The following is a 17,498-nucleotide window of genomic DNA, read 5'->3' on the forward strand; positions in this document are numbered from 1 at the left end:
GCTCACCGGACCGCCTCGATGGGCCCCTCGGCGCGACCGTGGATGAACTGGTCGAGATAGGGATCGCCCGAGGTGTCCATCTGTCCCACGGGGCCGGTCCACTGGATCACCCCGTCGTGCAGCATCGCCACCCGGTCCGCGATGGCGCGGACGCTGGTCATGTCGTGGGTGATCGTCATCGCGGTCGCGCCCATCTCGGTCACGATCTCGCGGATCAGTTCGTTGATGACGCCCGCCATGATCGGGTCCAGCCCGGTGGTGGGTTCGTCAAAGAAGATGATCTCGGGGTCCGCACAGATCGCGCGGGCAAGGCCCACCCGTTTCTGCATCCCGCCCGACAATTCGGCCGGGAATAGGTCCGCCACGTCCGGCTTCAGCCCGACCCGGCGCAGTTTCTCGACCGCGATGGCCTTGGCCTCGTCCCGCGGCCGCTTGAGCGAGCCGCGCAGCAGGCGGAAGGCGACGTTTTGCCAGACCGGCAGACTGTCGAACAACGCACCACCCTGGAACAGCATGCCGAACCGGGCGAGAAAGGCGTCGCGGTCGCGGCCCTCGCCGCCCTCGACCGTGATGGTGCCGCTGTCGGGCCGGATCAGCCCCAGCACGCATTTCAGCGCCACGGATTTACCGGTGCCCGAGCCGCCGATGATGACCATCGACTCGCCCTTCGGCACCTCCAGCGTCATGCCCCGCAGCACCTTCTTGGGGCCAAAGCTCTTATGGACGTCGTCGAACCTGATCATAGCGAGAAGAAGACCCCGGTCAGCAGGAAGTTCGCGGCGAGGATCATCACCGCCGCCGCCTCGACCGCGCTTTTCGTCGCGCGGCCCACGCCCTGCGCGCCACGGCCCGAGTTCATGCCGGAATAGCAGCCCATGAGCGCCGCGATCACCCCGAACACCGCGCCCTTGACCAGCGAGGAGATCACGTCGAGCGGTTCGAGGAAGTCGATGGTGTTCTTGAGATAAGCCGCCGGGTTGAAGCCGAGCTGCCCGGTCGCGACCTGGTAACCGCCGAGGATGCCGATCACGTCGCCCACGCCGACCAGCACCGGCACGGTGATCAGCGCGGCCAGCACGCGCGGCACGGTCAGGTATTTCATCGGATGGGTCGACAAGGTGACGAGCGCGTCGATCTGCTCGGTCACTTTCATCGTCGCGATCTCGGCCGCGATGGAGGAGGTGACGCGCGCCGCGATCATCAGCCCGACCAGCACCGGCCCAAGTTCGCGGACCATGCCGATGGCAACGATCTGCGGCACCACCGCCTCGGCGTCGAAGCGCGAGCCACCGGCGTAGATCTGCAGCGCCAGCGCACCGCCGGTGAAGATCGCGGTCAGGCCCACCACGGGCAGCGACAGCCAGCCGATGGTCAGCAGCGCCGATCCGAATTCACGGGGGTAGAACGGCGGGCGCACCATGTGCGACAGGGTCTGGCCGAGGAATATCGTCACCCGCCCGATCATCGCCAGCAGGCCCAGCACCGTCGCGCCGATCCCGCCGAGGATCCCTGTCAGGACCCCCGTCACCTCAGCCGCCCGCGTAGCGCCGGGCGAAGCGATTGCCGAGCGAGGTCAGGATCTCGTAGCCGATGGTGCCGGCATTGTCGGCCAGGTGGTCGACGCCCTGACGATGGCAGAGCAGCGACAGCTCCTCGGGGTCTTCGTCCAGATGGGTCACGTCCACGGTGATCAGGTCCATCGAGATCCGGCCACGCACCGGGCAGGGGACATCGCCGGCAAAGAACGCGGTCTTCGGCCCCATGATGCGGTGGATGCCGTCGGCATAGCCGCCCGAGACGGTGGCGATCCGCACCGGCCCGCGGGACGTCCATGTGTTGCCGTAGCCGACCGTTTCCGACGGGTCCAGATCGCGGACCTGGATCACCGGCAGGTCCAGCCGCACGACCGGCCGTGCCTGTTCGAAGGGACGGCCGCCATAAAGCCCGATGCCGGGGCGGGTCAGGTCGAAATGGAACTCCGGCCCCAGCAGGATGCCGCCGGTGGCCGACAGCGACCGCGGCACGTCCAGCCCTTCGGTCATGTCGATGAACGACGAAAGCTGCAGCCGGTTCATCGCGTGGTCGGGTTCGTCCGCGCAGGCGAGGTGCGACATGATCAGCGTCGGGCGCTGTTCCAGCACGATCTCGCGCACGGCGGCCCATTCCGCGGGCTCCATTCCCAGCCGGTTCATCCCGCTGTCCAGCTGGATGCCGAAGCGGTGGCCGGGCAGGGCCTCCACGTGCCGCAGCAACTGGTCGATGGAGTTGATCATCGGCACGAGGTCGAGATCCGCGATCATGTCGCGGTCGCCGCGCATGTGCCCGCCGAAGACGTTGACTTCGACGCCGGGTCCAAGCGCCTCGCGCACCGCCGCGCCTTCTTCGGCCACGGCGACAAAGAAGCGCCGCGCACCGGCCCGCGCCAGCGCCTTGGCCACGCGTCCGACGCCAAGGCCATAGCCGTCGGCCTTGACCACCGCGGCAGTTTCCACCCGGTCGGCGGATGCGGCATTCAGCGCCCGCCAGTTGTCGGCGAGCGCGTCGAGATCAATGGTTAGCTGTCCGGTTCCCATGCGGCTGTTGTGACGGCCAAGCGCCCGCAGCGCAAGGGGGAACACCCCGCGCGGAGGTGCGACTCAGGGCTCCCACATGCGGCGGTAGTTGTCCCAGATCTTTTCGCCCACCAGACAGTCGTAGCCGCCGTCCTGCGCGGGCCTCACACCCATCCGGTTGACGGGCGGGGCGGGGGGCGGGACGTCGCCCGCGATCTCCAGCACCAGCTTCTTGCGCACGGCGCCGGCGAACTCGGCCCAGTCGGTCACGGGGATGACGAAGCTGCCGGAGCCGCCGACCACGCAGTTGATGTAGTACTGATCGAGGTCCGGCAGGTTCCACTGGGTCCCGATGCCTTCCTGCGTCATCAGCGGCAGGCCGTTGATGGTGATCCCCTGCGCCAGAACCGTGTCGCGCGCCGGAATCACCGGGCCGCCGTCGTTGTTCGGGCCGTCACCGGATATGTCGATGACCCGCCTCAGCCCCGTGAACCCGTTGTCCTTGAACAGGTCCGCCCCGGTCGTCAGCGCGCCCGAGATCGAGGTGCGGCGCATGCCCTGGCTGAAGTGCCGGGTCAGGGTCTGCGCGAAGGCCTCGGCATCCTCGCGCGATCCGATGATCGCCCAGTCATGCACCACGTTCTGCGACCATGCCCCCGCCCATTCGACATAGGCGATGGCGATATGGCCGAGGAACCCGTCCCCGATCACCTGCAGCACCGCGTCCGAGGTCAGCGCCTCGGCATAGCCGCGACGCTGGATCTCCAGCTCGTTCGGGGTCATGGAGCGGGACACGTCCACCAGCAGCAGCAGTTCGACATCCACCTCGACCGAATTCGGATCGTAGGGCTCGACCTGGGCTGTGGCAGGCGCGGCGAATGCGGTGGCAAACAGGGCGGCGAGTGTTCGGAGCATGGACCAAGTCTTGCCCCGCCGCCCTGACCTGTCCAGCAGAACAGGCGCATGCAAGCAAATGTGATGTCTGACGCCCCCGCGCGACCGAAGTCCCGCCGCAAACGACGGCGCTCACTCGGGCAGGATGCGCCGGACGGCCGAGCGGGCGGTCAGCCCGTGAATCACCGTCGAGGCAAAGATCACATGGACCACCAGCGCCCAGAGGGCCCGGTCATTCGCGAACTCGATATGACCCGAGGCATAGGCGAGGTAATAGACCGACCCGATCCCGCGCACGCCATAGAATGCGGTCAGCCAGCGCGCGCCGCCTTTCAGGCCCGACCCCAACAGACCCAGCCACCCGGCCAGCGGCCTGATCACTAGCAACAGGCCGAAGCCGATCAGGCTGTGCCGCCAGTCCAGCTCGCTCCACAACAGCGGCATCAGGCTGCCCAGCAGGACCAGCAGGATCGCCGTCGCCGCCTGTTCGATACTGTCCGAAAAGTCGTGCAACTTGCGATGGATACGGTGCTCCGCCTCGCCCCTGCGGCAGACGAACCCGGCGACGAAGGCGGCGATGAAGCCATAGCCCTCGACCAGTTCCGACGCGCCATAGCCCAGCAGGACGGCCCCGAGCGCCAGCGATCCCGGTCCCGCATCCGCCAGCCGCTTGTTCTCCATCCCGGAAAACAGCAGCCGCGCCACGATCCACCCGATCCCGGCCCCGATCACCGCGCCGACGACGATGCGGTAAAGGACATCCAACAGCGCCCAGTCCAGCAGCCAGCCGCCCTCGGGCGCCATCGCGACATGGATGGCGAGGTAGACGAACGGAAAGGCCAGCCCGTCGTTCAGCCCGGCCTCGGTCGTCAGGGTGAACCGCACCGGATGCTCGCGCCCTTCCAGCGGCGGGCCGATCTGCACGTCGCCCGCCAGCACCGGGTCGGTCGGCGCCAGCACCGCCCCCAGCACCAGCGCGCCCGCCAGCGTGAGCCCGGCCAGCCAGACCCCGAGGAAGGCCACCGCGGCGATGGTCAGCGGCATGGTGATCGCCAGCAGCCCGATGGTCGACCGCCAGGTCCGCAGGCTGCCCGGATCGTCGATCCTGAGCCCGGTGGCGAAGAGCACGACTATCACGACGATCTCGGTCGTGATCTCCCAGATCTTGGGGTTTTCCGAAGGGTCGAGGAACGCGGTCGCGCCCGGAAAGACCAGGGCCGCCAGAAGCCCGGCCAGCATCAGGAGCGCCGAGCCCGCGGGCGGGCGCGGGAACAGCCGCACGGGCAACCACAGCGACAGCAACAGCGCGCCGCCCGTGATCGTCATCAGGATGTGGTAGGAGGTGAAACCGAAAAAGTCATTCATTACCGGGTGCAACGCCGATCCCCCGGCCCGGTTCCCGCTCACCATACGGAACCGCCACAAATCCAGCGGCGGCCCCTCCTCCCGCAGAAGGAAGGGCCTGCGCCGCTCGATTATTCCTTAATGGCCGTAGCCGTCGTCGCCGCCGTTCTGCCAGGGCTTCACGAGGTTGCCGAAGCGCGTGAACCGGCCTTCGAAGCTCAGCTCCACCGTGCCGATCGGGCCGTGACGCTGCTTGCCGATGACCACCTCGGCCTTGCCGTGCAGGCGCGCCATCCGCTCCTGCCACGCGGCGATTTCCTCGATCCGGTCGTCCGAGGGCTTTTCCCGCTCGACGTAATATTCCTCGCGGAACACGAACATCACGACGTCCGCGTCCTGCTCGATCGAGCCCGATTCACGCAGGTCCGACAGCTGCGGCCGCTTGTCCTCGCGGCTCTCCACCTGACGCGACAGCTGCGACAGGGCGATCACCGGGATGTTCAGCTCCTTGGCGATGGCCTTGAGCCCCATCGAGATCTCGGCGATCTCGTTCACCCGGTTCTCGGCGGTGCCGCGCACCAGCTGCAGGTAGTCCACGATCAGCAGGTCCAGCCCGTGCGTCCGCTTCAGCCGCCGCGCCCGCGCGGCCAGCTGCGCGATCGGCAGGGCAGGGGTGTCGTCGATGAACAGCGGGCAGGCTTCCAGCTGCTTGGCGGCCTCGACGAAGCGGCGGAATTCCTCCTCCGTCATGTCACCCTTGCGGATCTGTTCCGACGGCACCTCGGCCGCCTCCGACAGGACCCGCGCGGCCAGCTGCTCGGCGCTCATTTCGAGCGAGTAGAACCCGACCACGCCGCCGTCCACCGCACCCTCGGTGCCATCGTGCTTCATCCCGCGCTTGTAGGCCTTGGCCACGTTGAACGCGATATTGGTCGCCAGCGACGTCTTGCCCATCGACGGCCGCCCGGCGAGGATCAGCAGGTCCGAGGGATGCAGGCCGCCCAGCTTCTTGTCGAGGTCGATCAGCCCGGTCGAAATCCCCGCCAGCCCGCCGTCCCGCTGGTAGGCGGCGTTGGCGACGTTCACGGCATCCGTCACGGCCTTCAGGAAGGACTGGAACCCGCTTTCGGTATGGCCCTGCTCGCTCAGCTTGTAGAGCTTCTGCTCGGCCTCGACGATCTGCTCCTTGGGCTCGTTCTTGACGTCGACCTTGGCGGCCTTGGAGCTGATCTCCTGCCCCAGCTCGATCAGCTGGCGGCGGATCGCCATGTCATAGATCATCTGCGCATAGTCGCGCGCCGCGTAGGCGCTGACCGCGGCCCCCGCGATCCGGGCGAGGTAGGCGGGCCCGCCCAGCTCCTTCAGCCCGGCGTCATCTTCCAGGAACGCCTTCAGCGTCACCGGAGAGGCGAGGTTGTTGCGCGCGATCCGGGCGGCGGCGGTTTCGAAGATCCGCGCATGCACCGGCTCGTAGAAATGCGAGGGCCCGATGATCCCCGCGATCTTGTCGTAGATGTCGTTGTTGGTCAGCAGCGCCCCCAGAAGCTGCTGTTCCGCCTCGATCGAATGCGGCACCCGCTGCGCGGCATCATCCGCGCCCGGCACCGGCAGACCGGCCCCGTCAATCCGTGTATGATCGTTCATATCGTCCCCTTCGGCCACAGACGGCCCCGGCGCTCCCCAGCACCGCGTCTGCCCAACCTGACCTCGATCGCGCGCCTCGGACGGCGCATCTGATGGTGTGCAGGTGTCTTAGCGAACCCGCCGCGAGTCGGGCAACCTGTATAACCTGTGGATGGCCTGTGCATAACGCCACCCTACCAGATCTATGGCGGTCTGGCGATCCTTCAGCGAGATCTTGCGATTATTTGCCGGGCAGGCCGAAATAACGCTGCGCGACTTTCCACCACCGGGCACAAGCGTGGGGCCCTGACACGGCGCGCGCCGGGGCAGGGCGCGGCGCAGCCGTGCCCTGTGGCAAGGAAGGCGGCCTGTTGCGATTCGTCAGGTGGCCTTGCGGGCCTCCTGCCAGGCGCGGGGCGCGGTCAGGAACGCCTCGACCTCGGCCAGCGTCTCGTCGTCGAAGGCCGCGCGCCGCCGCGCCTCGGCCAGGACGTCCCACCAGGTGCAGAGGTGGTGCAGGCTGACGCCATGGTCGCCCAGTGTCTTCTCGGTCTCGGGGAAAATCCCGTAATAGAAGATCACCGCCGTATGCGCACAGCTCGCGCCCGTCTCGCGGATTGCGTCGACGAAGCTGATCTTCGACCCGCCATCGGTGGTCAGATCCTCGACCAGCAGCACCCGCTGGCCTTCGGTCATCTGCCCCTCGATCCGCGCGTTGCGGCCGTACCCCTTGGGCTTCTTGCGCACATAGGTCATCGGCAGCGCCATCCGCTCGGCTACCAGCGCGGCAAAGGGGATGCCCGCCGTCTCGCCGCCGGCGATGTTGTCGAAGGCCTCAAGCCCCGCGTTCCGCATCACGGTCACGGTCAGGAAATCCATCAGCGTCGACCGGATCCGGGGGTATGAGATCAGCTTGCGGCAGTCGATATAGGTCGGCCCCTGCAGCCCGGAGGCGTAGGTGTAGGGCTCGCGCGCATTGAAATGCACCGCCTGGATGTCCAGCAGCATCCCGGCGGACAGCCGGGCGATCTCCTCGGGCGACGGATAGGACGACGGTATCATGCGCAACTTCTCCCTTTAGGCCCGATCCCATGCTTCATCTGGCCATATGAACTCCCGCCGGAGGCTTCGTCCGCGCCCGCGCGGGCGAAATCCCCGCGCGTCGCGGACACGCCCTCAGGCATCGACCCGCCAGTGCAGCGGATATCCCGGATCGAAGACCGTCACGGTCTCGCCCCCGGCCTCGATCTTGGCGGGATACGTCACCGCATCCCCCCTGGTCAGCGTGATCGTGTCCTCGTTCACCGGCAGTCCGTAGAACCCCGGCCCGTTCAGCGACACGAAGGCCTCAAGCCGGTCCAACGCGCCCTCCTGCTCGAATACTTCGGCCAGCACGGACATCGTGTTCGTCGCCGTGAAGCAGCCCGCGCAGCCGCAGGGATGTTCCTTCAGGTGGTCCGGATGCGGCGCGCTGTCGGTGCCGAGGAAGAACCGCGCGTCGCCGCTGGTCGCCGCGGCGCGCAGGGCAAGGCGATGCTCCTCGCGCTTGGCCACCGGCAGGCAGTAATAATGAGGGCGGATCCCGCCGACGAGGATGTGGTTGCGGTTGATGACAAGGTGGTGCGTCGTGATCGTCGCGCCCAGGCCCCGGTCCACGCTGCGCACGTAATCGGCGGCCTGCGAGGTCGTGATATGCTCCATCACCACCTTCAGCCCCGGATGCGCGCGGCGCACCGGGTCGAGCACCCGGTCGATGAACACCGCCTCGCGGTCGAAGATGTCGATCTCCGCCGCCGTCACCTCGCCATGGGTGCAGAGCGGCAGGCCGATCTCGGCCATCTTCTCCAGCACCGGCGCGATCCTGTCGAAATCCTTGACCCCCGAGGCCGAGTTCGTCGTCGCGCCCGCGGGGTAGAGCTTCACCGCCTTCACCAGCCCCGAGGCGTGCGCCGCGGCCACGTCCTCCGGATCCGTATCCTCGGTCAGGTAGAGCGTCATCAGCGGCTCGAACGCCATGCCGTCGGGCAGGGCGGCCAGGATGCGGTCGCGGTAGGCGGCGGCATCCGATCCCCTGACCACCGGGGGCACGAGGTTCGGCATGATGATGGCCCGCGCGAAATGGCGGGCGGTTTCCGGCAGGACGGCCTTCAGCATCGCGCCGTCGCGCAGGTGCAGGTGCCAGTCGTCGGGGCGGCGGATGGTGAGGGAGGTGCTCATGCCGTTCGCATAGCGCAAGCCCCCGACGCTTTCCAGTCCCGGCGCGCGGGCACGTGGGTCAGGCTGTCTCGACTGCCTTCCGCATGAGCGCAAGGTCGGCGCGGCGCTGTTCCGCGGCCGCTTCCAGACCCTCCAGCTTTCGGGCGAACCGCGGGGCCTTCATCCGCTTCACCACGTTCCGGCAGACGGCGGCGGCGAGGATCGGGCGGTCGGCGGCCTCGGCGGCGGCCATCAGGCGGCGCAGGTAGGGCGGGTGCGACCGGCGCGTCCGGCTCAGCCGGGCAAAGGCGGCGCGCGTCAGCCGGTCCGCGCCGGCCAGTTCGATGATCCGGCCGAGGACCTGCATCTCCTTAAGCTCGCCCTCGATCGCCGGTCCCATCCGGCGCATCGGCAGCAGCCGCACATGCCGGCGACGGAAGAGGGCGGCATGCATCGCGTCCTCGGTCTCGGCGGGATCGTAGATCAGGAACATCCGGTCGGCGGCATCGACCATGTCCGGCGCGAACCCGTAGCGGTCGCTGAAGGACGTGCGGCGCATGTGGGTGAACCGCCCGTCCCAGATGCTGACCTCGGGGTCCAGCGAGGCCTGCGGCGAGATGGCGATGACCGTGGCCCCCGGCGCGGCGACCGAGAAGGCGGCGGCGGCATAGCCGCAGGGGCCCGCGCCATAGAAGATGACCTTCTCGAAATCCTCGAGGAACCCGTCGTCGACCAGCCGGTCGAAATAGCCGTAGACCTTGGGATCGCGGAACCAAGTGTCCCCGTCCGAAGCGAGGCAGAGGTGCGACCAGCCCTGTTCGCGGACGAACCGCCAGCCGAACGGCTCACCCTCGGTCCGCATGCCGGGCAGTGTCTCGAAGCTGACGAAGAGCGTCTTGTTCCCGTTCTCGACCAGCGCCGCGAAATGGCGTTTTCCGAGCGGCTGGAAATAGCCGTGTTCCTCGGCGATCTCGACCAGCCCGTGCAGCCAGTCGGCCTCGCCATACTCAGACAGCCCTTTAGCGAGGGCTTCCTCGACCTCGTTCATTGATATGTGCCCCGTCTACCCAGTGCCCGCCGGTGTCCGGCGTGCGGGGTAAAGTCTGCAACATTTCAAGCGCGATGCGAAGATTGCCGTGCGGATTGTTGCCCCGAAGCGGCCTTATTCTTCCTGTGCAACGGAATTGTTGCCGGATTTTCCGAGATTTGCGTGGTGAACAAGGAAACGTGCCGCGTTCAGCGGAACCGGCCGCGTCGGCGGCGCCATCAGCAGCCGTCCGAACAGGGCGCGGAACGGCTCCTGCTGCAGCAGCGCCTCGAATCGCGCCTTGCGCCATGCGACGGCGGCCTCGTGCAACCGCGCGATTTCCGGGTCCGCCATAAGCGCCGCGCGTTCGCCTTCCATCGCCGGGGCGAGGGCGAGGATCGTGCGGTCCTCGTCGGTGTTGAAGTTCCGCTCGACCCAGTAGTCGAGGCCTAGCAGGTGGTCCGAATGCACCGCGCGTCCCCGGTCGGCCTTGACCACGTAACTCTCCATCGCGCCGAGGGGGTAGTGGTTCAGCTGCACCAGCCCGTTGTTCGGACGTCCGTAGCTGGAAAAGATCCGCTCGGTCCTGAACTTGGCGTCCAGTTCGCGGCCCGAGGAATCGAACCACCGCGACTGTTCCAGCCGGTCCGTGACCGGAGAGCGCGGGCGGTGAACCCCCAGCTTCCGGTAGGTCCCGTCGTTGCGGTAGAGCGTCTTGAACATCGACGCCCGCCACGGCCAGTACATGACCTCGGGCGCGGCGCGGGTGAACTGCTGCGTCACGGGGCGGTCCTCGTAACGGGCGACCTCCGCATTGCCGAACAGCCGCCACGTCAGTGTGATCGCTGTGGCGGCGGGCAGGGCGGCCAGCAGGTCGGGCAGGCGGTGATCGCCCACGTGGATGTTCACGAACTCGTCCACGTCGAAGGGCAGGATCCAGTCCGCCGCCTTCACGATGTCCAGCCGGTCCGCCTGCTTCAGCGCGGTGAACTGGATGCCGCCCTGGTCATAGGGCCCGTCGTTTCGGATGTGGGTCAGCACCCCCATCCCGGCCAGCCGGTCCAGCATCGTGTCCGTGCCGTCCTGACAGTCGTTGGAAAAGACGAGGAAGTCGGTGAACCCGACCGCGCGATGATGCGCCAGCCATTCGATCAGGAAGGCCGCTTCGTTCCTGACACAGAGAACGGCGAGGAATTTCATGCGGTTGCCGGGGAAAGTTGCGGCATCACCTCAGCTCTCCATGTCGAGGGCGAGGGCATAGGCCACGCGCTCCGTCTCGTTCAGACGGACCTTGAGCGCCTGCTGGTAAAGCTCTTCGAACTCGGGGTTTCCGTGCAGTTCCTCGGCCTTGGCGCGGTGCCACGCAACACCGTCCTCATGCAGCGCGCGAAGCTTGGCATCCGCCAGCAGCCGGTCACGCTCCGCCTCGACCCGCGGCACGTTGCGCTTGATCGTCACGTCCTTGAAATCGCTCCAGTCCATGCGGATCCAGTAGTTCAGCCCGATGGACCGGTCGACATGCAGCGCCCGCCCGCGCTGGCGCTTGATCAGGTAGCTTTCGGCGGACCGCAGGGCGTAGTGGTTCAACTGGATCAGGTCATAGCCGATCGACCGCTTGGAACTGCGCCAGCCGTTCTTGATCACCTCGCGCCCCATCGGTGCGCCCGATCCGTTGACCCAAGTCACGTCCTTGACCCGGTCATGCGCGATCTTGTTCGGGCGGTGGCAGGACAGCTTTTCGTAGGCCCTGATGTTGCGGAACATCGTCTTGAAGCCCCAGACGGTGTGCGGCTTGGGGCAGTATTTCGGCGCACAGCTGTCGAACTGGTCGATAACCAGCCGGTCCTCGAACGCCTTGACCCCGTTGTGCCCGAACAGCCGCCAGGTCATCGCGACATTGGTGGCATCCGGCACGGCGGCAAAGAAATCGTCCAAGGTGCCGTTGCCGGTGCGGACGTTCACGAACTCGTCCACGTCAATATGGGCGATCCATTCGGCGTTCTTCAGCACCGGCTCTTCCAGCGCCATGTCCAGCGCGTATTGCTGGGGGGAATTGCCTTTCCACCCATTGTTGTCACGGTGGTGGACGATGCCCATGTCGTCCAGCCGCTGCAGGATCGCGTCGGTCCCGTCCGTGCAGTCGTTGGTGTAGATCAGGAAATTGTCGAAGCCGACCGCCCGGTGATAGGCGATCCATTCGACGATGTATGGGGCCTCGTTCTTCATGCAGCCGACGATGACGCGACCGGTTGACCCCTCGGGCAGCACGCGCGGCGGGGCAGGGGCGTAGGCCTCGCCCTCCGCCTCCTCGTCGACCTTGCCGATCCGGTTGTGCGGGCGGAAGGGCGAACGCATGATCTCGTCGAACTTGCGGATCGCCAGGTCGGGCATCTGCGCCTGCGCGGCCTTGCTCGGCTCGTGCGCGGGCGGCGGCGGCGCATCGCCGTCGAGCGCGGCGAGGGCCGCGACCTTGGTTTTCTTCTCCTCCGCCGTTGCCTTGTCGATCCGCCAGCGGAAGGCGGTCAGGTATTGCGAGGCGCGGTAGCCAAGCGTCGGGTCCGCCTCCGTCCAGTCCGGCGCGGGGGCCGGGGCGTCCAGCCTGCCGGCCAGGGCCGGGAACCGGGCCTCCAGCCGGGCCGTCGCCTCGGCGAACCGCTTCGACACCGCCGAGAGCGAACCGGGCTCGATCGGCGCACCGTCGATGCGGATGTCCTCCATGAACCGGGCCCAGACCGGGCGCGGCAGGACATAGGTCTTCTTCGCCAGCATCCGCAGCAGCAGGTCGTTCATCTGCCGTCCGCGCGCCACCCAAGCCGCCGAGGGCTGGACCGGAGGCACCGCCGGGTCGGCTTTGCCGATAGTCTCCCCGATCCCGAAGGCCGCGCGCAGCTCCTCGGTCGCGCCTGCGCCGAAGAAGCCCTCGTCGACGGGCCTCAGCTCCACCGAGCCCGCGCCGAACACGCCTTCCCAATGCGCCACCAGCCGCTCGGTATCCAGCCAGAACGCCGGTCCCTGCGTTTCGCGGAACAGGCCGCCCTGCGCGTCCACCTCCGGCATGGCCGCCAGCGCGTCGCCCCACCAGTCGGACCCGAGGCCCAGTTCCACGTCCAGCGTCGTGGCGCGGCCCTCCATCACCTGCGTCGCGTAGTGCCGCGCCAGCATCCGCGCCGGTTCGTCCACGTGGGCGAGGATACGGATGTCCTCCGACAACGGCGCCAGCAGCGCCCGCAGGCGCTCCAGCTCCGACACCTGCGACAGCGAGGCGCCAAGCTGCGCGACCGACAGGATCAGCGTCTCGGGTTTGTGGGTGTCGACCTCCTTGGCGATCCCGTCACCGACGCTCTTCAACAATTCCGCCTGCCGGTCGGGCAGGATGAAGCCCCGGTTGAACCGCAGCGGGTCGATGTGATCCGGATCCGTCACCGCCATGAACAGCCGCGTATGGTTCCGGTTTCCCGGACTGCGGGCATAGAGCACGCCCTTGGACACCAGCTGATCCCGCTTGGACGCCAGCACCGCCTGCAGCCGCCCGACATGCGTCTGGTCCAGCCCGATGTGAAGGAAGATCCTCATGCCTCAGCGTCCTCGTCTTCGTCCTCGTCGTCCATGTCCGCGCCCAGCCCGTCCGGGTTCACGTTCGCGCGCCCCCACCACGGCACCTCGATCCCGAGGTAATCCGAAAGCTGTTCCCGCGCATCCGGCGCGGCCACGTCCAGTTCCAGATACTGGTCCGAATGGCCCCGGAACAGCCGCCGCAGATGCGCGTAATGCGCCTTGATCCACATCACCCGTTCGACCGTCGTATGCCCGTAGCCATGCGGCAGGCCGGGAATGTCCGCCTGCTCCAGCCGCTGGCTCATGTTGCTCCAGGCCAGCATGGACCGCGACAGCGCCTTGGCGCGCCGCTGCGTGGCGACGAACCTGACGCCGGGGTGATGTTCGCGGATCGCCTCGATCAGGCCGAAGTCCATCTGCGGCCAGACCGAATGCTTGCCCGCCAGATGCGAGACCTCGGCCACCGCGTCGAACTCCTCCAGCTCCGCGAGCGGATCGCCGGTGTGGAAATACCCGCGGTAGAGCAGGTCGCCCACGAACAGCCGCGCGATCTCCGGATCGTCGGTCTGCCGCGCCCGGATGCGATGATCGGCCACCTTCAGCCCCGCGCTCTTCAGCGCATTGCCCAGCGTCGTCGTCCCGCTTTTCGGCAGGCCGAGGTTGATGACCCGCAACCGGCTCAAGGGGCGATCCCCAGGTCCGCCAGCAGCTTTTCCTCGGCCGGGGGCAATGTGCCCACCGATTTCAGCTGCGCCCGCATCTCCTGATACTCGGGCTGCGCATTCAGTTGCGCCAGCTTCGCCCGGTGCAGCGCCACCGCCTCGTCATGCAGCGCGCCGATGTCCGGCAGCGCCTTCAGGCGGTCCATTTCCCGTTCCAGCGCAGGCAGATAGCGCCGGATGCTCAGGTCTTCCCAGGCGACATCCGCCCGTTCGCGCCAGTAGGTGTCGTCGAAATGCCGGTGCTCGCGGTTCACGTCACCCCGGTCGTTCTTGACGAGGTAACTGTCCAGCGAGCGCAGCGCGTAGTGGTTCAGCGTCGCGAAATCCCGCGCGCCGCGCGCCGGGAACTTGCGGATGCGCCGCTCGTTCGCCGCCAGCAGGTAGGCCTCCGGCACCGGGCGGCCCGATCCGTCGGTCCAGACCGGCTGCCGGTCCTTGGGCACGCTCTTGCGGGTAAAGGGCCGGTGTGCGCCGTAGTATTGGACGGGGAAATCCTTGCGCACCAGCGACTTGACCTCGATCGCCATTTCGCCGCACCAGATGTCGGGGTTCTGCGAGCGGGTGAACTGCTCGATGACGGGCCGGTCGACATAGGCCTCGACCCCGCCGTTCCCGAAGAACTGGAAGTTGAGCGAGATCGCCTGCGGATCATTGCAGGCCGCGATCAGCGCCGGAATGGTGTGGTCGCCCACGTGGATGTTCAGGAACTCGTCCACATCCGCGATCCAGACCCAGTCCGCATCGGTCACGACGTCCTGCGCCTTGGCGTCCTTCAGCGCCTCCATCTGGTAGTTGCGCCCCTCGGCCGGGTTCGGCAGGTGGCGCACTACGCCGTGGTCCGCCAACCGGTCAAGCATCCGGTCGGTCGCGTCGGTGCAGTCGTTGGAATAGAACAGGAAATCGGTGACCCCGATCAGCCTGTTGAAGGCGATCCATTCCAGCAGGAAGGGCCCCTCGTTCTTGACACAGGTGACGGCGGTTATGCGCATGGCCGCGCCCCGGCCCGCAGGATCGGCTTCATCTGTCTGCTCATTCTTGTCCTCGGCGGGCTCCAGACCCGTCTTCTTGGGCGAAACAATGGCAGCACCGGGATCTTCCGTCAATTCACGGGCCCCGTAACCCTGCCGCCACGTGTCATTTCCGCAGCCCGGCGGCCTCCGCTTGACTGTCCCCGCCCGACATGCAGGCTGGCGCCCGCACCACCGAGGACCGCAGACAATGACCCTTCCCGCCGGGATCGACGACACGCAGGCCATGCTCGCCGCCCAGAACTACGTCGCCTCGCGCGCGCTTTCCACGGTCACCTACCTCTCGCTCACCCTCGGCCGTCCGCTCTTCCTCGAAGGCGAGGCCGGCACCGGCAAGACCGAGATCGCCAAGACGCTGGCGGCGGCGCTTGGCCGCGACCTGATCCGCCTCCAGTGCTACGAAGGGCTCGACGCTGCCTCCGCCGCCTACGACTGGAACTTCTCGGCCCAGATGATCGCGATCCGCACCGCCGAGGCCGCGGGCACCGCCGATCCCGAGATGCTCAACCGCAACCTCTTCGGTCCCGACTTCCTGATCGAACGCCCGCTGCTGCAGGCCATGCGCCCGCACGAGGCCGGCCCGCCGGTGCTGCTGATCGACGAGGTCGACCGCGCCGACGAACCGTTCGAGGCCTACCTCCTCGAAGCCCTCTCCGACTTCCAGATCACCATCCCCGAGCTCGGCACCATCCGCGCGCCGGAACCGCCGATCGTGATCCTCACCTCCAACCGCACGCGCGAGATCCACGACGCCCTCAAGCGCCGCTGCCTCTACCACTGGGTCGACTATCCCGATTTCGCCCGCGAGATGGAGATCCTGCGCGCCCGCGTCCCCGGCGCCGCCGACCGCCTCGCGCAGGAGGTGACGGCCTTCGTTCAGGCCCTGCGCGCCACCGACCTCTTCAAGAAACCCGGCGTCGCCGAGACCATCGACTGGGCCCGCTGCCTGATCGCGCTCGATGCCGTCGCCCTCAGCCCGGAACTCGTCTCCGACACTCTCGGCGCGCTCCTGAAATACCAGGACGACATCGCCCGCATCGAAGGCGCCGAGGCCACCCGCATCCTGAACGAGGTCCGCAGCTCCCTCGGCCCGGCATGAGCACCGGTCCCTTGCTTCTTCTGGTTCCAAATACTTTCGGGGGGGCGGCCCCACGGGCCGCGGGGGGCAACGACTCCGCGAATGCGCGCATTCGCTCTGTCGTCAACGCAGATGCTGGCGCATCAGCTTGGAAAGCCCCCCTCGACACCACCACCCCATGACGCCCGCCACGGATCTCCCCCAGACCCAGCCGAAACTGGCCGAGAACATCGCCCATTTCGCCCGCGCCCTGCGCCGCGCGGGCCTGCCGATCGGACCGGGCCGCGTGATCGACGCCATCCGCGCGGTCGAGGCGGCGGGCTTCACCCGGCGCGAGGATTTCTTCTGGACGCTCTACGCCGTCTTCGTCACCCGCCCCGAACAGCGCGAGGTCTTCGCCCAGCTCTTCCGCCTGTTCTGGCGCGACCCGCGCGAGTTGCAGGAGCTGGTCGCCGCCACCATCCCCGCGCTGCGCCAGGCCGAGCCGTCTCCGCCAGGAGCGGCCGAGGCCCGCGCCGCCGATGCGCTGCTCGGCGGCAACTGGCCCGAGGACAACGCCGATCCCGACCGGCCCGAGATCCGGCTCGACGCCTCCGACAGCGCGTCGACGGCGGAACGCATCCGCACCCTCGACTTCGACCAGATGACCAATGCCGAACTGGCCGAGGCGCGGCGCATGATCGCCCGGCTGACCCTGCCGGTCCCGCCGCTGGCCACCCGCCGCCGCGCGCCCGCCGCCATCGGCCGCGTCGATCCCGCCCGCACCCTGCGGCAGGCGCTGCGGCGGGGCGGCGAGCTTCAGCGTCCGGCGCGCACGAAACCGAAGGACCGCTGGCCCGACCTCGTCGTGCTCTGCGACATCTCCGGCTCGATGACCCGCACCAGCCGGATGATCCTGCACTTCGTCCACGCGGTCGCGCAGGCCAGGGGGCAGGGCTGGGCGCGGGTCCATGCCTTCACCTTCGGCACCCGCCTGACCAACATCACCCGCCACATGCGCGCCCGCGATGTCGATGCCGCGCTCGCCGCCGCCGGGGCCGAGGCGCAGGACTGGGAGGGCGGCACGCGGATCGGCAACTGCCTGCACGACTTCAACCGCGACTGGTCGCGCCGCGTCATGGGGCAGGGGGCGGTCGTCCTGCTGGTCACCGACGGTCTCGACCGGGGCGACCCGGCCCGGCTGGCGGCGGAGGCCGAGCGCCTGCACCTCTCCGCCCGTCGCGTCATCTGGCTGAATCCGCTCCTGTCCTTCGACGGTTTCGCCCCCAAGGCGCGCGGCATCCGGGCGCTGCTGCCGCATGTCGACAGCTTCCTCGCCGGGCACAGCGTCGCCTCGCTGGACGCGCTTGGCGCGGCTCTCGCCAGATCCGGGGATATGGGCGAAAAACCCCTGCATATCAGCAAGCTACGCCGCGCCTGACCGCGCCGCTCTGCCGATTTCGCGCCGGAGTGATGAAACCAAGCGGCCGCTTCCGCGTT

Annotated in this window: 15 protein-coding genes; 2 read left to right on the top strand and 13 right to left on the bottom strand. The window is 67.9% G+C overall.

Going from position 1 to position 17,498, the window contains the following annotated elements; genetic code table 11:
• Positions 1 to 2 precede the first annotated feature (2 nt).
• The 13 genes from ATO6_RS10530 to ATO6_RS10590 all read right to left on the bottom strand — a co-directional run bounded on the left by ATO6_RS10530 (position 3) and on the right by ATO6_RS10590 (position 14,902).
• Positions 3 to 743, bottom strand: coding sequence for an ABC transporter ATP-binding protein (locus ATO6_RS10530; protein WP_088623961.1), 741 nt, complete (start codon positions 741 to 743; stop codon positions 3 to 5).
• Complete coding sequence (locus ATO6_RS10535; protein ID WP_088624199.1) at positions 740 to 1,465, bottom strand: ABC transporter permease; 726 nt, start codon at positions 1,463 to 1,465, stop codon at positions 740 to 742. The genes ATO6_RS10530 and ATO6_RS10535 overlap by 4 nt, the downstream gene beginning before the upstream one ends.
• A 64-nt stretch (positions 1,466 to 1,529) precedes the next feature.
• On the bottom strand, positions 1,530 to 2,573 hold the full coding sequence (alr, locus tag ATO6_RS10540) for an alanine racemase (RefSeq protein ID WP_088624200.1): 1,044 nt from the start codon (positions 2,571 to 2,573) through the stop codon (positions 1,530 to 1,532).
• A 63-nt stretch (positions 2,574 to 2,636) separates the two neighbouring features.
• Complete coding sequence (locus tag ATO6_RS10545) at positions 2,637 to 3,467, bottom strand: DUF1194 domain-containing protein (RefSeq protein ID WP_088623962.1); 831 nt, start codon at positions 3,465 to 3,467, stop codon at positions 2,637 to 2,639.
• A 111-nt stretch (positions 3,468 to 3,578) separates the two neighbouring features.
• A complete protein-coding gene (locus ATO6_RS10550; RefSeq protein ID WP_088623963.1) occupies positions 3,579 to 4,811 on the bottom strand; it encodes a sodium:proton antiporter in 1,233 nt (410 codons plus the stop codon).
• A gap of 117 nt (positions 4,812 to 4,928) precedes the next feature.
• A complete protein-coding gene (locus tag ATO6_RS10555) occupies positions 4,929 to 6,434 on the bottom strand; it encodes a replicative DNA helicase (RefSeq protein WP_088623964.1) in 1,506 nt (501 codons plus the stop codon).
• A gap of 360 nt (positions 6,435 to 6,794) precedes the next feature.
• Entirely contained in the window at positions 6,795 to 7,475 is a 681-nt protein-coding gene (locus ATO6_RS10560; protein WP_088623965.1) for an orotate phosphoribosyltransferase, read from the bottom strand.
• Positions 7,476 to 7,589: 114 nt separating this feature from the next.
• Positions 7,590 to 8,630 (bottom strand): dihydroorotase, encoded by a 1,041-nt coding sequence (pyrC, locus tag ATO6_RS10565; RefSeq protein ID WP_088624201.1) that lies wholly within the window; start codon positions 8,628 to 8,630, stop codon positions 7,590 to 7,592.
• A gap of 58 nt (positions 8,631 to 8,688) precedes the next feature.
• The gene (locus tag ATO6_RS10570; RefSeq protein ID WP_088623966.1) at positions 8,689 to 9,657 is read right to left on the bottom strand and encodes a phosphoadenosine phosphosulfate reductase; all 969 of its coding nucleotides are present in this window, start codon (positions 9,655 to 9,657) and stop codon (positions 8,689 to 8,691) included.
• A gap of 114 nt (positions 9,658 to 9,771) precedes the next feature.
• Positions 9,772 to 10,836 (bottom strand): glycosyltransferase family 2 protein, encoded by a 1,065-nt coding sequence (locus tag ATO6_RS10575; RefSeq protein WP_088623967.1) that lies wholly within the window; start codon positions 10,834 to 10,836, stop codon positions 9,772 to 9,774.
• A gap of 30 nt (positions 10,837 to 10,866) precedes the next feature.
• Positions 10,867 to 13,209, bottom strand: coding sequence for a glycosyltransferase family 2 protein (locus ATO6_RS10580; RefSeq protein ID WP_088623968.1), 2,343 nt, complete (start codon positions 13,207 to 13,209; stop codon positions 10,867 to 10,869).
• On the bottom strand, positions 13,206 to 13,874 hold the full coding sequence (locus ATO6_RS10585) for a sulfotransferase family protein (RefSeq protein WP_254919118.1): 669 nt from the start codon (positions 13,872 to 13,874) through the stop codon (positions 13,206 to 13,208). The genes ATO6_RS10580 and ATO6_RS10585 overlap by 4 nt, the downstream gene beginning before the upstream one ends.
• Positions 13,871 to 14,902 (bottom strand): glycosyltransferase family 2 protein, encoded by a 1,032-nt coding sequence (locus ATO6_RS10590; protein ID WP_088624202.1) that lies wholly within the window; start codon positions 14,900 to 14,902, stop codon positions 13,871 to 13,873. Before ATO6_RS10590 ends, ATO6_RS10585 begins: the two co-directional genes overlap by 4 nt.
• A gap of 229 nt (positions 14,903 to 15,131) precedes the next feature.
• Between ATO6_RS10590 and ATO6_RS10595 the strand changes: the two genes are divergently transcribed.
• Positions 15,132 to 16,040, top strand: coding sequence for a MoxR family ATPase (locus ATO6_RS10595; protein WP_088623970.1), 909 nt, complete (start codon positions 15,132 to 15,134; stop codon positions 16,038 to 16,040).
• A gap of 157 nt (positions 16,041 to 16,197) precedes the next feature.
• Positions 16,198 to 17,439, top strand: coding sequence for a VWA domain-containing protein (locus ATO6_RS10600; RefSeq protein ID WP_088623971.1), 1,242 nt, complete (start codon positions 16,198 to 16,200; stop codon positions 17,437 to 17,439).
• Positions 17,440 to 17,498: the final 59 nt, after the last annotated feature.

The organism is Oceanicola sp. 22II-s10i (assembly GCF_002210105.1).
In the GTDB taxonomy this organism is placed as follows: Bacteria; Pseudomonadota; Alphaproteobacteria; order Rhodobacterales; family Rhodobacteraceae; genus Pseudooceanicola.

What these genes read in the sequence shown, in the direction of transcription:
- ATO6_RS10530 (WP_088623961.1), bottom strand. Translation starts at nt 743, where the DNA reads ATGATCAGGTTCGACGACGTCCATAAGAGCTTTGGCCCCAAGAAGGTG.
- ATO6_RS10535 (WP_088624199.1), bottom strand. Translation starts at nt 1,465, where the DNA reads ATGATCGGGCGGGTGACGATATTCCTCGGCCAGACCCTGTCGCACATG.
- alr (WP_088624200.1), bottom strand. Translation starts at nt 2,573, where the DNA reads ATGGGAACCGGACAGCTAACCATTGATCTCGACGCGCTCGCCGACAAC.
- ATO6_RS10545 (WP_088623962.1), bottom strand. Translation starts at nt 3,467, where the DNA reads ATGCTCCGAACACTCGCCGCCCTGTTTGCCACCGCATTCGCCGCGCCT.
- ATO6_RS10550 (WP_088623963.1), bottom strand. Translation starts at nt 4,811, where the DNA reads ATGAATGACTTTTTCGGTTTCACCTCCTACCACATCCTGATGACGATC.
- ATO6_RS10555 (WP_088623964.1), bottom strand. Translation starts at nt 6,434, where the DNA reads ATGAACGATCATACACGGATTGACGGGGCCGGTCTGCCGGTGCCGGGC.
- ATO6_RS10560 (WP_088623965.1), bottom strand. Translation starts at nt 7,475, where the DNA reads ATGATACCGTCGTCCTATCCGTCGCCCGAGGAGATCGCCCGGCTGTCC.
- pyrC (WP_088624201.1), bottom strand. Translation starts at nt 8,630, where the DNA reads ATGAGCACCTCCCTCACCATCCGCCGCCCCGACGACTGGCACCTGCAC.
- ATO6_RS10570 (WP_088623966.1), bottom strand. Translation starts at nt 9,657, where the DNA reads ATGAACGAGGTCGAGGAAGCCCTCGCTAAAGGGCTGTCTGAGTATGGC.
- ATO6_RS10575 (WP_088623967.1), bottom strand. Translation starts at nt 10,836, where the DNA reads ATGAAATTCCTCGCCGTTCTCTGTGTCAGGAACGAAGCGGCCTTCCTG.
- ATO6_RS10580 (WP_088623968.1), bottom strand. Translation starts at nt 13,209, where the DNA reads ATGAGGATCTTCCTTCACATCGGGCTGGACCAGACGCATGTCGGGCGG.
- ATO6_RS10590 (WP_088624202.1), bottom strand. Translation starts at nt 14,902, where the DNA reads ATGCGCATAACCGCCGTCACCTGTGTCAAGAACGAGGGGCCCTTCCTG.
- ATO6_RS10595 (WP_088623970.1), top strand. Translation starts at nt 15,132, where the DNA reads ATGACCCTTCCCGCCGGGATCGACGACACGCAGGCCATGCTCGCCGCC.
- ATO6_RS10600 (WP_088623971.1), top strand. Translation starts at nt 16,198, where the DNA reads ATGACGCCCGCCACGGATCTCCCCCAGACCCAGCCGAAACTGGCCGAG.